We start from the raw sequence: 14948 nt of genomic DNA, 5'->3' as shown, positions 1-14948 counted from the left end.
AAATTTATAAATAATTAACTATCAATCATTTAATTCATTTTAACAGGTTGATGTATTTATTATGTACCAATATTAACTTATAACTCTGCTATATTGACCCAAATTTCACATAAAACAAACTCAAACTTTAGTGTATGAAACTTAAAATAACCCTTCTGTTTCTTTTGTCGCTGATCACATTTAGTGTGAGCGCACAGGAGACAAAAACAGTTACCGGTACAATACGCGATACGCGCGATGTACCTCTTCCGGGAGCAGAACTTAAAGTCGTTGACAAAAACGAATATGCTGTTACCGATTTTGACGGAAACTACTCCTTAGAAGTTGCTGTTGGAGATCAAGTACGCATCACGTATTTAGGCTTCCAAACGCAAACGTTTTCTATTACTAATGACGATGTTTATGACATCGCGTTGCAAGATGAGTCTAGCGAACTAGACGAAGTTGTTGTAGTAGGTTATGGTAATCAAAAGAAATCTGATATTACAGGAGCTATTGTTTCTGTTGACAGTGAAGAGATTACTAAGCAACCTGCAACTTCAGCATTGACCTCAGTGCAAGGTAAAGTTGCCGGTGTTAATATTATCGCAAACGATGCACCTGGTTCTACACCTACCGTTTTAATGCGTGGTTTAGGTACTGCAGAAGGTGGTAGATCACCACTATATATTGTAGACGGTCAGCCTTTATCAGACATCACAAGTATCAACCCTAACGACATTGAATCAATCGATTTCTTAAAAGGGGCTTCGTATGCTAACATTTACGGTATACGCGCTGCAAACGGGGTTATTTTAATCACCACAAAAAGAGGTAAACAAGGAAAAACCATCTTTAACTTTGAATCATATTATGGTGCTAAAACCATTTTGAACCCTGTTAAGATGGCTAATGCTGACCAGTACATTCAGTACTTCAATGAAGAAAGTGCTGCAAACGGAGGTTTCTTACTTCAGCAAAATCAGCGTTACAATACAGATTGGTATGACGAATTGCTACAAACCGGTACCATCAACAACAACAGCTTTTCGGTTTCAGGAGCAGGTGAAAATATTGACTACTTCTTAAGCTACAACCTGTATCAAGAGAAAGGTATCCTTGAAGATCAGAAATATAATCGCGGTACCATTCGTAGTAATAACACCTACCATTTATTTAACGACCGTTTACGGTTTGTACAAAACTTAAACGTAGCCTACACTAATGAAACTCCAAAACCTTTTGGGGCATTTAGTACAGCATATCGCCAGTCACCGTTAGTACCGGTACGTTATGACAACGGACGTTTTGGTCAATCTTTTGTAAACCAATCTACAGGAGTTGTAGGGTTTACTACGCAACCAGGAGAAACACTTGGCCGCTTAAATTCTCACGGAAACCCTGTTTCTCAGGTTTATTACCAAGATCAGCAAATCAATACCACCAGCCTGCAAGGGCAAATTGCTGCTGAATTAGACATTACAGATGACTTAATGTTGACCACCCGTTTTGGTGCAACAAAATACTATGCTACCAGCAAATCATTTACAGACATCAGAGATCAGTGGTTAAATGCAGATCCTAACCGTACCGAAGCATTTTTTGATGCACAGCGTGTTCCTGATGAAGATGGTGTGGTGTCTACAGAATACGCAAATAACTCATACACCATAAGACGTACAGAATCTTATCGTTGGAATATTGAAAGCTTCCTTACCTACGACAAGACTTTTGACAAGCACAACTTGAGCGCAACTGTAGGTATCAGCCGCGAGAACTATCAAGGTGGAGAATTCACTGAATCTCAGGCTTACGATGTGGAAGCTGATCCTAACCTGCGTAACTTCAATTTAAGAACAAGTCAGTTATTTAATGACAATGTAACCGGAGATACTTATCAGAGCACTAACCTACAGTCTTATTTTGGTCGTGTAGAGTATAACTACGATCAGCGTTATTATGTACGTGCAGTACTAAGACGTGATGGAACCAGTGATTTTGCTACCGGTGAAAACAATTTCTTCGGTTATTTCCCTGCGGTAAGTTTAGGTTGGACGATGACCAACGAAGCCTTTATGGAAGACAACGGCGTGTTAGACAACTTAAAGTTCTTTGCAGGTTGGGGTAAATTGGGTAACCAAGCGATTCCATTTAACGTACAGTCGATCAACAGAGGTGACGGAAGCCGAAATACCAACTATGTTTTTGGTCCTACACAGAGTTTAATCGTAGGTTCTGCATTAGGAACCCCGGCAGTACCGCTTTCTTGGGAGGTGACTGAAGAATTTGAAGCAGGTTTTGACTTTGCATTATTCAATAGAAAACTTTCGGGTACTATTGATTACTACAACCGTCTGAACACCAATGCCATTTTAAATGTACGTCCGCTTTTAAATTCAGAATATGCTAATAACTATTTTGATGAAGCGGCAGAGATCTCAAACTCTGGTTTTGAATTCTTACTGAACTGGAGAGATCAGATAGGTTCTGACTTTACCTATAATATTGGCGTAAACCTTTCTACAAACAAAAACCGCGTTCAGAACGTGAAGCCTGCTTACGATGGTGCTATTGGTGGTAGTTTAGGTAATGGTCGTATCACCAAACGTCTTTCTGAAGGCGAGCCTATTTTTGCGTGGTGGATGTATGAAGCAGATGGCGTATGGCAAACACAAGAGGAGATCGACAACAATACTTCTATTGCCGGTGCAGCACCTGGACACTTACGCTATGTAGATCAAAACGAAGATGGAATCATTGATGACCGTGATAAAAAGCACTTTGGGTCTTATATCCCTACCTACAATTACGGTATCAACATTGGAGCGAATTACAAAAACTTTGACTTAAGTGTTTCTGGTTTTGGTGTAGGTGGAAACAAAGTTTATAACGGTCTTTACAACACCAGAATTGGTGGTGAAAATATTTCAGAAGAGATCTTTAACAACAGATGGACAGGACCGGGATCTACCAATGTACACCCTGGAGCAGACCGTGATGTAGAAGCATCATCATACTACTTAGAAGATGGTTCTTACTTTAGAATCAACAACATCACCGTAGGATATACAGTGCCAGAGATCACTAATTTTATCAATAGTGCTCGCCTGTATGTAACGCTTCAGAATCCATTTATGTTCACTAAATACTCAGGATTCACTCCAGAGTTGAATCAAAATGGAGATCCTACGAATACAACGGGTATTGAGCTTTCTGCTTATCCTAACACCCGCTCATTCATTGTAGGAGCAAACTTCAAATTATAAAAACAAAGCACTATGAAATTTATATATAAAACACTCTTATTAAGTCTGTTTAGCGGACTTGTCTTTAGCAGTTGTGATGACTTTGTTGAAGACGTAGATATCGTTGATCCTACCGCCGAAAATAGCGATGACTATTTACCTGTTGAGTTTTTGACAAGCGTTTACGGGATGCACACTGATTTCTCTTATGCATTCTCTTACTTAGGCATCACCGATATGATTTCTGATAACTCAGATAAAGGTAGTTCGCCTACTGATACCGGTACAGACAAAAGAGCTTTAGATAATCTAGATTTTACCTCTTCTTCTGTATCAGTGACCGCAATGTGGACCCAGTGGTACAAAACTGTAGGTCGCGCTTCTCAGGCTATTGAGATCGCGCAAAACTATGAAGGCCAGACCGAGGTGCCTAATGCACGTGTAATTGGTGAGGCTAAGTTTTTACGAGCACTGAACTACTTCTGGTTAGTACGTTCTTTTGGAGCTATACCGATTCAAGAAGTTGACTTGGTAGAGCGCGCTCCGGTTGACGAAGTGTATGCCTACATCGAGCAAGATTTATTAGATGCAATTGATGCGCTTCCTCTTAAAAGTGACTATTCTAGCACAGACCTTGGTCGTGCTACTAAAGGTGCTGCTCAAGGTTTATTAGCTAAGGTTTATTTATACCAAGAGCGTTGGCAAGATGCTGCAGATATGGCAAATAATGTGATCACTTCTAACCAATACAGTCTTGATCCTGATTATGCAAATATCTGGAGAGAAACCGGTGAAAACGGTCCCGGATCTTTATTTGAAATTCAAGCAAGAGGTGAAATTCCTCAGCACGGGGTACAACAGTATTCTCAAACCCAAGGTGCCCGTGGTACTAACGGTTGGGGATGGGGTTTCAACTCACCTTCTCAAAATTTAGAAGATGCATTTAATGCTGCTGGTGATGAGATCCGTCGTGATGCAACAATCATTTTCGCAGGAGAAACTTTGTTTGACGGTCGCGAGGTTAACGCTGGTGTTGAAAATCCACGTTACAGCGAGAAAGCTTATTCTTCAATCAATGCAGGTCAAGGCGACGGAGATAAGAACATCAGAGTGTTGCGCTACGCGGAAGTATTGCTTATTCGCGCTGAAGCGTTAAACGAACTTGGTCAATCTAGTGCTGCTCTGGCACCGCTTAACCAAGTAAGAACACGCGTTTCTTTACCCGCTATAACTTCTACAGATCAGGGAAGCGTTCGCCAAGCGATATGGACAGAACGTCGCCTAGAATTAGCTATGGAGCACGACCGCTGGTTTGATCTTATACGTACCGGGCAAGCAGAAGCTGCAATGGCAGCAGATGGTAAAACCTTTGTAACCGGCAAGCACGAGTTATTCCCAATTCCTAATAACCAATTGGTACAAACTCCAGAAATGTCTCAGAATCCTGGGTACTAAACACATTAAAGAAGCTTTATGCGTTTTATTTTAATTGTAGTGATTTTTGCAGCCTTTGTTGCCTGCAAGGATCAAAATACTACGGAAGAAAACCGGGAAGTGGCTGCCACCACTTCCCAAACTTCCATAGATGAAGAACAACTTCTTGACGAAGTTCAAAAGCAAACCATTAATTATTTCTGGGATGGTGCCAATAAAGATTCGGGCTTAGCACCTGAGCGTATTCATATGGATGATATTTATCCATCTGATGATAAAAACGTGGTCACCATTGGTGGAACCGGTTTTGGCTTGATGGCGATCGTTGCCGGAGCAGAACGTGGTTTTATCGCAAAAGATTCGGCTTTTGTACGCCTTCAGAAAATGGTTGATTTTTTAGACAAAGCAGACCGTTTTCACGGGGCCTGGCCACATTGGCTAGAGGGCACGACCGGTAAGGTGAAACCTTTCAGTAAAAATGATGATGGTGGAGATCTAGTAGAAACCGCATTTTTAGTTCAAGGATTACTCACCGTTGCCGAATATTACAAAAATGGTTTTGAAGAAGAGCAGGCACTCGCAGCGCAAATTCAGCGTATGTGGGAAGAAGTAGAATGGGATTGGTATACGCAAGGCGAAGACGTATTGTACTGGCACTGGTCGCCTAATGTAGGTTGGAAGATGAACTTCCCCGTGGGTGGTTATAACGAAGCTTTGGTAATGTATGTTCTCGCAGCCGCTTCTCCTACCCACCCTATTTCAAAAGAAGTTTATGAAAAAGGCTGGGCTGTTGATGGTCAGATCGCAAAAGATACCACGATGTATGGGATGCGCACGATACTCAACCATTATGAGCATAATGATGACGCTCCGGTAGGCCCTTTATTTTGGGCACATTACAGCTACTTAGGTCTTAACCCAAAAGGCTTGACCGATCAATTTGGTGACTATTGGAAACTGAACGTCAATCACGCAAAAATTCAGTATGAGTACGCCGTAGATAATCCTAAGGAGTTCAAAGGCTACGGTCCTGACCTTTGGGGAATGACGTCTAGTTATTCTATGAAAGGTTATGCCGGTCACCGCCCGGGTAATGATCTTGGCGTGATCTCTCCTACTGCCGCTTTATCGTCTATGCCTTACACCCCTAAAGAAAGCATGGCCTTTTTAGAACACCTCTACACTGATCTGGATTCTCTCGTGGGAACTTACGGTCCTTATGATGCGTTTAGCCTTCAGGAAGATTGGTATTTACCACGCTATCTGGCCATTGATCAAGGACCAATTCCTGTAATGATCGAGAACTACCGAAGCGGATTACTGTGGGATCTGTTTATGAAAAATGAAGACGTCCTTAACGGACTTCAAAAATTAGGCTTTTCAAGCCCTTATTTAAAAACCGAAGAAGATTAAGTATTCAATCTACATAGCACTAACACTAGCACTACTTGGGTGTTCCAGCGACAGCGGCGATGCTGTCGCTGAACTTCCTGAGGAAACGCCCGAGGAAGGAAATGGTGGAGAAAATCCCACACCTGAACCGGAGTTGACTGATGACGAATTATTAGATCTCACTCAAGAAGAAACCTTTAAATATTTCTGGAATTTTGCTAACGCGGAATCTGGTGGTGCGCGAGAGCGTTACCTTCCGGCTAATCCTAGTCAGAATCAAAATATTGTTACCACCGGCGGAACCGGCTTTGGAATGATGGCAATCTTGGTAGGAATAGAACGCGGCTTTATCTCCAGAACCGAAGGTTTTAACCGACTTACAACGCTCCTAAATTTTCTGGAAAACGCAGATCGTTTTCACGGTGCTTGGCCACATTGGCTCAACGGAAGTACTGGAGAAGTGATACCGTTTTCAGATTTAGATGACGGGGCAGATTTAGTTGAAACTGCATTTCTTGCTCAAGGATTGATCACCGTGGGTGAGTATTTTAAATCCGGTTCTAGCGATGAACAAGCCTTGGCTACACAAGCTTTTGAACTGGTTTCCGCAGTAGAATGGGATTGGTTTACGCAAGGCGAAAATGTGCTGTACTGGCATTGGAGCCCCAATAATGAGTTTGCGATCAACCTAAAATTACAAGGCTATAACGAGACGCTCATCACCTACGTATTAGCCGCGGCCGCAGAAAATTTCAGTATTGAGCCTGAAGTTTATAATCAAGGCTGGGCACAAAACGGAGGAATCGCATCTTCAGCAAACGCCTACGGGTATCCGCTAGAAGTAAAACACGCGGGAGCAGAACAAACCGGTGGCCCACTTTTTTGGGCACATTATTCTTATTTGGGTTTAAATCCGTTTGGGCTTTCTGATGCTTATGTGAATTACGAGACCGCAACTGTTAATCACGCATTAAGTGACTACGCCTATTGTGTTCAAAATCCCTTAGGATGGCGTGATTATGGTCAAGATTTGTGGGGATTAACCGCAAGCTACACCTTAAATGCTGACGGAAGTTTAGGCTACAAGGCGCATCGTCCGGGTGATGATACCGGAGTGATTTCACCTACTGCTGCATTAAGTTCGTTTCCGTATACGCCACAAGAATCCATGGCAGCTTTACGCAGTTTTTATGATCTTGAAAACATCCTATTAGGACCTGCCGGCTTTTATGATGCTTTTAGTCCGCAACAAAATTATGCCGTAGCTGAAGCCTATCTCGCCATAGACCAAGGTCCAATTATCGTGATGATTGAGAATTACCGCAGTGGCCTACTTTGGCGTCTTTTTATGCAGAATGAAAGCGTACAAGCGGGGTTAGAAAAACTCAATTTTAACTACACCATACCTCAATAATATGAAGATCCAACTTTCTATACTCTTTTTGCTTTTCACTACTACGCTGGCAATAGCTCAAGACAGTTTTGAACAAGCGGTGTATCATAGTGAGGGAGACAGTTTGCAATACCGCATTCAATATCCTTTAAACTACGATCAAACAAAAAAATATCCTTTGGTTTTGTTCTTACACGGCGCGGGCGAGCGCGGGTCAGACAACCAATCACAGCTTACACACGGTTCTGCGCTTTTTGCAAATCCCGGAATGCGCAATGCTTTTCCGGCGATCGTAATCTTTCCGCAGTGTCCTAAGGATTCATACTGGGCCAATGTTGATGTTGACCGCAGCAATTATCCTATTGGGATCACCTTTCACCCAGATCAAAAACCTACGCCGCATTTAAAAATGGCCGGCGAACTCGTCTCTTCTTTTATTGAAGAAGGAAAAGTAGACACTTCTCGCGTGTACATTGCCGGACTTTCCATGGGCGGAATGGGAACCTACGAGATGGTGCAACGCCATCCCGACACCTTTGCTGCTGCGATCGCCATTTGCGGTGCCGGTAGTACAGAACCTGTAAAAAATTACGCCTTGAAAACCCCGTTTTGGGTGATTCACGGTGCCGATGATAATGTGGTAAAACCCACGTACAGTTTACAAATAGCAAACGCAATGCTTGAAGCTGGTGCCAAACCTCGTGTTACGGTTTATGAGCACGCCAATCATAACAGTTGGGATCCTGCTTTTGAAGAACCTGACTTTCTCCAATGGCTTTTTAGTCATACTAAAAACTAAAATACACACAAAGACAAAATTGCAACCCTAATGAAAAATAGACTCTCAAAACTCATTCTTGCTGCCGTTATTCTTATCGGAATGCAAACCTTCGCTCAGGAAGCACAACACATTCCTGAGGTTGAAGCCTTGCTTAAAAAAATGACCTTAGAAGAAAAAATAGGTCAGCTTAACTTGCTTACGCCCGGTGGCGGTGTCGCAACCGGATCTGTAGTAAGTAAGAATGTGGAAGAAAAAATAAAAGCCGGAAATGTAGGTGGCTTATTCGGTGTGACCGGCCCTGATAAAATTCGTCAGGCGCAAGAGATCGCTGTAAAAAACACCCGATTGGGAATTCCGCTTTTAATTGGTTCTGATATCATTCACGGGTACAAAACCACTTTTCCTATTCCGTTAGGATTATCCAGCAGCTGGGATATGGAATTGATCGAAAAAACCGCACAGATCGCTGCAAAAGAAGCCACTGCAGACGGGATCAACTGGAACTTCTCTCCTATGGTTGACATTGCGCGCGACCCTCGTTGGGGACGTATTTCTGAAGGTGCCGGTGAAGATCCTTATTTAGGTTCGGCGATCGCAAAAGCAATGGTTACCGGTTATCAGCAACAAGATCTTACCGAAGAAAACACGATGATCTCTACCGTAAAACACTTTGCCCTTTACGGTGCTTCTGAAGGTGGTCGCGATTACAACACCACCGATATGAGCCGTGTAAAAATGTTTAACGAATACTTGCCGCCGTACAAAGCCGCGATAGATGCCGGCGCTGAAAGTGTGATGAGTTCGTTTAACGACGTAGACGGCGTTCCTGCAAGTGGAAACAAATGGTTATTGACTGATTTGCTTCGCGAGCAATGGGGCTTTGAGGGTTTTGTAGTTTCAGATTACACCTCTGTAAATGAAATGATCGCTCACGGTTTGGGTGATTTACAAGCTGTTTCTGCGCTTTCTATCAATGCCGGTTTAGATATGGATATGGTGGGCGAAGGTTTCCTTACCACACTTAAAAAATCTGTGGACGAAGGTAAAGTTTCTGAAGCAACCATCACAAACGCATGCCGTCGTATTTTGGAAGCAAAATACAAACTCGGTCTTTTTGAGGACCCTTATAAATATTCAGACAGTAAGCGTCCAGAACGCGACATTTTAACTGCTGCAAATAAAGAAGTAGCGCGTGAAGCAGCCCGCAAATCTTTTGTGTTGTTAAAGAATGAAAATAAAACGCTTCCACTGGCCAAAACGGCTAAGATCGCTTTGGTTGGTCCTTTGGCTAACAATAAAAACAATATGTTAGGAACTTGGGCCCCTACGGGTGATCCACAGCTTTCAACACCTATTCTTGAAGGTTTAAAAAATGTAGCTCCTAATGCTGAAATCAGCTACGCAAAAGGTGCTAATATTTCTAATGATTCCGCTTTCGCGAAAAAAATAAATGTATTTGGTCCGCGTATTGAAATTTCAGAAGCAACTCCTGAAGCACTACTTGCCGAAGCTCTTGCAAATGCTAAAACTGCAGATGTGGTTGTAGCCGTTGTGGGTGAAGCTTCAGAAATGAGCGGTGAATCTTCAAGCCGTACCGACATCACTATTCCCGAAAGTCAAAAAACCTTAATTCAAGAATTAGTAAAAACAGGCAAGCCTGTAGTTCTCGTTTTAATGAGTGGAAGACCGCTAGACATCACTGAAGAATTAGCGCTTCCGGTAAGTATTTTACAGGTTTGGCATCCAGGAATTGAAGCGGGTAATGCCGTTGCCGATGTACTTTTTGGAGACCATAATCCATCGGGAAAATTAACAGCCAGCTGGCCGCAAAATGTAGGTCAGATTCCGGTTTATCACAGCATGAAAACCACCGGACGTCCTGCTCCATCTACTGAATTTCAAAAATTCAAGTCACAGTATCTTGATGCTGTTAACGCTCCTGCGCTTGCTTTTGGTTACGGATTAAGCTACACCACTTTTGAGTATAGCAATTTAAAATTGAGCTCAAAAAGCATCGGGCAAAATGAAGACGTTACTGTGATGGTTGATGTAACCAACACCGGAGCTTATGACGGTGAAGAAGTAGTACAGCTTTATCTTCACGATGTAGTACGTAGCATTACGCCACCTATGCGCACATTAAAAGGATTTCATAAAGTATTTATAAAGAAAGGCGAGACCAAAACCGTTACCCTAACTTTAAAAGCAGAAGACTTAAAATTCTATAACGGTTCGCTCGAATTCATTTCAGAACCGGGAGAATTTGAAGTTTTTGTAGGCGGAGACAGTAATGCCGCACTTAAAGAAACCTTTACGTTAAACTAATTTTTTAGCCAGATGAAACGCCAGATCAGCATTCTTTTTGTTTTCCTTTTTATCACTCTTGTTGCGCAAGCACAGGAAAAATTTGTCGGACAAGTATATGCCGATCTGGTTAAATCTACACACACCTACAGCGACACGCTGAAACTGGATTTTTATACCGCAAAACAAGCGGAGAACGACAGCGACCGACCTTTAGTTATTCTGGTTCATGGTGGTGGTTTTAGCGGCGGTAAACGCGATAACCCAATGGAGGTCAAATTTTCTCAAGCACTAGCTGCTAAAGGTTATGCGGTGGCTTCCATAAGCTATAATCTTACCCGAAAAGGAAAGCCTACCGGCTTTGGATGTGCGTGTCCTGCTTCAGAGAAAATGGACACCTTTAAGCAAACCACTTCAGATATTCTGAAAGCGATCGACTATTTAAAGTCGAATGCTGAATTCCATTTTGATGCTGAAAAGATCATTCTTGCAGGCAGCAGCGCTGGTGCAGAAGGAGTTTTGAATACGGCTTATATGGCCAATCACCCGGATTTTAAATATCTAGGCGACTATCCTAAAATCGCAGCTGTGGTTTCTCTTGCGGGAGCGGTAGTAGATGTACGTTACATAACCAAAGATAATGCCGTACCCGGATTTTTCATTCACGGAGATGCTGACAATTTGGTGCCATATAACAGTCAGCCGCATCACTTTTGCGCACCGGATACTCCCGGATTTCTTCCGCTGGACGGAGATGCTTTTATAGCAGCTCGATTAAAAGATCTGGATACCTCCTACACTTTGCTGACCGCATCTCAAGGTAATCACGACTGGGCAAATTTGGGTTATACTTTTGTAAATGAGATCGCGACATTCATCAATGCGGTGGTCAATGAAAATCAATTGATTCAGCACGAAGAGCAGGTTGAAAAAAAATAATTTTATGAAAAAGCTTCTTTCTTTACTCCTTATAATTTCGGCATTATATTCTTGTAAAACCGAAACGAAAAAAACCGAAGTCGCCGAAGCAAAATCCGAAAAACCCAACATCATTTTTATCATGTCTGACGACCACGCGTTTCAGGCAATAAGTGCCTACGGGCATCCCGTGAGCCAATTGGCTCCCACTCCTAATATTGATCGTATCGCTCAAAACGGAATGCGTATGAATCGCGCTTATGTTACCAATTCCATCTGTGGGCCAAGTCGCGCGGTGATTCTTACCGGAAAACACAGCCACATCAATGGGTTTAGACAAAATGGAGATCGTTTTGATGGCGACCAGCCTACACTGCCTAAAAAGCTTCAAGAATTAGGCTACACTACCGCCATTTTAGGAAAATGGCATTTACACGGATATCCACAAGGATTTGATCATTGGAAGATCATTCAAGACCAAGGAAATTATTATAATCCCAATTTTATTGAAGCTGGCGATACTACGCAGATTGAAGGGTACGCCACCGATATTATCACAGAAGATGCGATTACTTGGCTTGATCAACAGCGTGATACTACAAAGCCCTTTTTTATGATGGTGCACCACAAAGCACCGCACAGAAACTGGATGCCGGCGCTGCGTTATGCCAATAAATACGACTCGATAAACTTTCCGTTACCGGAAACTTATTTTACAGATCACGAAGGCTCAAAGGCTTCTAAGGAGCAACTACAGACGATTTATAAGGATATGTATGAAGGCCACGATCTAAAAATGACCAAGAAACTTGGAAGTCCTGAGTTGGCACACAATCCCTGGACAACCGATTTTGAACGCATGACTCCGGAGCAACGCGCAGCTTGGGATAAAGCTTATCAGCCGAAAAATGATGCGTTTCATAAAGCCGATTTGCACAGCAAAGCTTTAGCCGAATGGAAAGGACAGCGGTATTTACGCGATTATATGGCGACGATTGCGGCGGTTGATGAAGGCGTGGGGAATATTTTGGACTATCTGGAAGCAAATAATTTGGACGAAAATACTATTGTGGTCTATACATCTGATCAAGGGTTTTATTTAGGTGAAAAAGGCTTTTTTGATAAGCGGTATATGTATGAAGAATCTTATCGTACGCCTTTATTGATTCAATATCCTAAAGCGATCAAAGCCGGAAGTCACAGCGAAGCTTTGGTACAAAACTTAGATTTTGCCCAAACCTTTCTCGATTATGCCGAGGGTAACAACTTAGCTACCGACATGCAAGGACAATCTTTGCGACCTGTATTGGAGCAACACGTTGAAGCCGATGATTTTAGAGAGGTGCTGTATTATCATTATTATGATTTCCCGGCCTTTCATATGGTTAAAAAGCACTACGGAGTGAGCACCAAACGCTATAAGTTGATGCATTTTTATGATGATATCGACACTTGGGAATTCTATGATCTGGAAAGTGACCCGCAAGAAGTTCAGAATAAAATTGATGATCCTGCGTATGCAAATGTGATCAAAAGCTTACACAAAAAGCTTGATTCTGTTCAAGAGGTTTATGGCCTTACTGAAAAAGAATTTGAACGAGCTCCGGCAGAACGCGTTGCGCGTGAGTATAAAAACTTTGAGCGCCTGCGCGGCACGCCGATGCAGTAGTTTAATGATCTAATAACACGCCCTCGATATGTATTGAGGGCTTTTGTTTTAATTTTAATTGCTTAAATCCATTCGACTATGAAATCACTCCTTGCAGGCTTGGGTCTCTTCTTTTGCCTCAACCTACTCAGCGCACAAGAGGTAAGCTTAATGACTTATAATATTAGAATGTCAACTGAATCTGACGGAGCAGACGCCTGGAGCAAGCGCAAAGAATATCTTACCAGTCAAGTGTTGTTCTATGCGCCGGATGTGATGGGTGTGCAAGAGGCACTGCCTGAGCAAATGGATTATTTAGGCAAGCATCTTACCGGCTACAAGCATATAGGTGTAGGTCGGGAGGGAAAAAATAAAGGGGAATTTTCGGCTATATTTTATAACGCAGACCGACTTAAAGTCTTAGAAGACGATACCTTTTGGCTTTCTGAAACTCCGGAAAAAATCTCTACCGGTTGGGATGCGGCGCTTCCGCGTATTTGTACCTATGCGTTGTTTAAAGACAAAAAATCAAATGAAAAATTCTATGTATTCAACACCCATTTTGATCACGTAGGTATTGAAGCGCGCAAAAATGCTTCAGCTTTGATCTTAGCAAAAATCAAAGAATTGAATCCTAAAAATCTACCAGCTTTTGTAAGCGGCGATCTAAATCTGGAACCTGACAGCGCACCTATTGCTGTGCTAAAAACCGAACTTGACGACACGCACGATTTAGCGCCAAATGGTGCCTTTGGCCCAAAAGGAACTTTTAATGGCTTCAAATTCACTGAGCCCGTAACCCGAAGAATCGATTATATTTTTCAGGCAAAAAGCAACAACAGCAAAGTGTTAAAACACGCAACCTTAAGCGATTCTAAAGATTTACATTATCCATCTGATCACTTACCTGTTTACGTTTTGATAGACTTAAAACCTTAGTTTTTTGAATTATCTAATAAAAATTCAAAAACTAATACTACTTTTGTGCTTTATTCAAGAAATTAATCCGAACTCCCGTTTCGGTACTTTATAAAGAAGTTGTGTTGTTTTCGGGTAACACCGAAAACTGGTTTTGTAGTGAAACCTTTGAGAAGCTTTACCTTAAATGGTGAGGCTTTTTTGTTTTAAATACGATTCAAAAAAACCTCTAAGCTTTTATAATTGGTGCGTTGAACATAAAACTATCTAACCACCGCTCAAATCTGCTGTCAAATTCTTCTGCAAAAACCAAGTATTGACACTTCCCAATACTTTCAGGCGTGCGGGTTACTTCAGCAAGATTACTGTTTCTAAAAACAAAACCTGCGTCTTCTATTATGCACATTTTTAGCTTATTGAGGTTGATTCCGTTTAGGTAAAAAATCTTGTTGAGGCGCTTAGGAGTCGCAATGACGATATCAGTACCATCATAAATCTCATCGCGTTGATCGTCTATGTTTTTCTCATCGTATGCACAATAAACACGAAGATCTGTGCCTTGAGTATAACTGTGAAATTCAGATTCAAGATCTAAAGCTGCTTGCTTGTCTTTAACAAAAATGAGCACACGCGGCGCGTCTTCAAAAGCCTTTCCTTTCAATTTCTGAATTGTGCTAATGACAATAGTAGTGGTTTTGCCGGAACCTTCGGGAGCTATTGCAAACATACTCATACCTCCTTTTATTTTTGAAAAGATCTTTTTCTGAAAAGGTAAAGGAGCTGTAAAGCCTTTGCGTTGCAAAGTTTCTTTCAAGGGCTCTATCAATTTTTTAAACGACATAACGCGTATTTCTGGAATGAACGCAAATATAGTTGATGTAAACTAACTCAGACCAACCCCAAGAGGCATTGCTTAGAAACAAATTTTCAATTTCT

10 protein-coding genes are annotated in these 14948 nt (G+C 42.0%); 9 read left to right on the top strand and 1 reads right to left on the bottom strand.

The features are described from left to right. Positions 1-134 precede the first annotated feature (134 nt). From BUA96_RS06150 to BUA96_RS06110, 9 genes are all read left to right on the top strand, one after another. Positions 135-3245 carry a SusC/RagA family TonB-linked outer membrane protein gene (locus BUA96_RS06150; protein WP_072981363.1) on the top strand — a complete coding sequence of 1037 codons (3111 nt, stop codon included), beginning with the start codon at positions 135-137 and terminating at the stop codon, positions 3243-3245. Between the two features lie 12 nt (positions 3246-3257). Then, positions 3258-4679 carry a RagB/SusD family nutrient uptake outer membrane protein gene (locus BUA96_RS06145; RefSeq protein WP_072981361.1) on the top strand — a complete coding sequence of 474 codons (1422 nt, stop codon included), beginning with the start codon at positions 3258-3260 and terminating at the stop codon, positions 4677-4679. Positions 4680-4697: 18 nt separating this feature from the next. Further along, positions 4698-6071 (top strand): glucoamylase family protein, encoded by a 1374-nt coding sequence (locus BUA96_RS06140; RefSeq protein ID WP_072981360.1) that lies wholly within the window; start codon positions 4698-4700, stop codon positions 6069-6071. Then, positions 6067-7464 (top strand): glucoamylase family protein, encoded by a 1398-nt coding sequence (locus tag BUA96_RS06135; RefSeq protein WP_072981358.1) that lies wholly within the window; start codon positions 6067-6069, stop codon positions 7462-7464. Before BUA96_RS06140 ends, BUA96_RS06135 begins: the two co-directional genes overlap by 5 nt. A 1-nt stretch (position 7465) precedes the next feature. Further along, a complete protein-coding gene (locus BUA96_RS06130; protein WP_072981356.1) occupies positions 7466-8242 on the top strand; it encodes a carboxylesterase family protein in 777 nt (258 codons plus the stop codon). A 30-nt stretch (positions 8243-8272) separates the two neighbouring features. Continuing rightward, positions 8273-10549 (top strand): beta-glucosidase BglX, encoded by a 2277-nt coding sequence (bglX, locus tag BUA96_RS06125; RefSeq protein ID WP_072981355.1) that lies wholly within the window; start codon positions 8273-8275, stop codon positions 10547-10549. A gap of 12 nt (positions 10550-10561) precedes the next feature. Further along, on the top strand, positions 10562-11467 hold the full coding sequence (locus BUA96_RS06120; RefSeq protein WP_072981354.1) for an alpha/beta hydrolase: 906 nt from the start codon (positions 10562-10564) through the stop codon (positions 11465-11467). Positions 11468-11471: 4 nt separating this feature from the next. Beyond that, positions 11472-13115 carry a sulfatase family protein gene (locus tag BUA96_RS06115; protein ID WP_072981813.1) on the top strand — a complete coding sequence of 548 codons (1644 nt, stop codon included), beginning with the start codon at positions 11472-11474 and terminating at the stop codon, positions 13113-13115. A 78-nt stretch (positions 13116-13193) separates the two neighbouring features. Then, a complete protein-coding gene (locus tag BUA96_RS06110; protein WP_072981352.1) occupies positions 13194-14033 on the top strand; it encodes an endonuclease/exonuclease/phosphatase family protein in 840 nt (279 codons plus the stop codon). Positions 14034-14241: 208 nt separating this feature from the next. Here BUA96_RS06110 and BUA96_RS06105 read toward each other — a convergent pair whose 3' ends face one another. Next, a complete protein-coding gene (locus BUA96_RS06105) occupies positions 14242-14853 on the bottom strand; it encodes a DEAD/DEAH box helicase (RefSeq protein WP_072981350.1) in 612 nt (203 codons plus the stop codon). Between the last annotated feature and the right edge of the window lie 95 nt (positions 14854-14948).

This window comes from Leeuwenhoekiella palythoae (assembly GCF_900130045.1).
GTDB classification, from domain to species: domain Bacteria; phylum Bacteroidota; class Bacteroidia; order Flavobacteriales; family Flavobacteriaceae; genus Leeuwenhoekiella; species Leeuwenhoekiella palythoae.
The sequence above is the reverse complement of the archived record's forward strand: the minus strand, read 5'-3'. Positions and strand labels throughout refer to the sequence as shown.

What these genes read in the sequence shown, in the direction of transcription:
- bglX (WP_072981355.1), top strand. Translation starts at nt 8,273, where the DNA reads ATGAAAAATAGACTCTCAAAACTCATTCTTGCTGCCGTTATTCTTATC.
- BUA96_RS06110 (WP_072981352.1), top strand. Translation starts at nt 13,194, where the DNA reads ATGAAATCACTCCTTGCAGGCTTGGGTCTCTTCTTTTGCCTCAACCTA.
- BUA96_RS06105 (WP_072981350.1), bottom strand. Translation starts at nt 14,853, where the DNA reads ATGTCGTTTAAAAAATTGATAGAGCCCTTGAAAGAAACTTTGCAACGC.
- BUA96_RS06150 (WP_072981363.1), top strand. Translation starts at nt 135, where the DNA reads ATGAAACTTAAAATAACCCTTCTGTTTCTTTTGTCGCTGATCACATTT.
- BUA96_RS06140 (WP_072981360.1), top strand. Translation starts at nt 4,698, where the DNA reads ATGCGTTTTATTTTAATTGTAGTGATTTTTGCAGCCTTTGTTGCCTGC.
- BUA96_RS06145 (WP_072981361.1), top strand. Translation starts at nt 3,258, where the DNA reads ATGAAATTTATATATAAAACACTCTTATTAAGTCTGTTTAGCGGACTT.
- BUA96_RS06115 (WP_072981813.1), top strand. Translation starts at nt 11,472, where the DNA reads ATGAAAAAGCTTCTTTCTTTACTCCTTATAATTTCGGCATTATATTCT.
- BUA96_RS06130 (WP_072981356.1), top strand. Translation starts at nt 7,466, where the DNA reads ATGAAGATCCAACTTTCTATACTCTTTTTGCTTTTCACTACTACGCTG.
- BUA96_RS06120 (WP_072981354.1), top strand. Translation starts at nt 10,562, where the DNA reads ATGAAACGCCAGATCAGCATTCTTTTTGTTTTCCTTTTTATCACTCTT.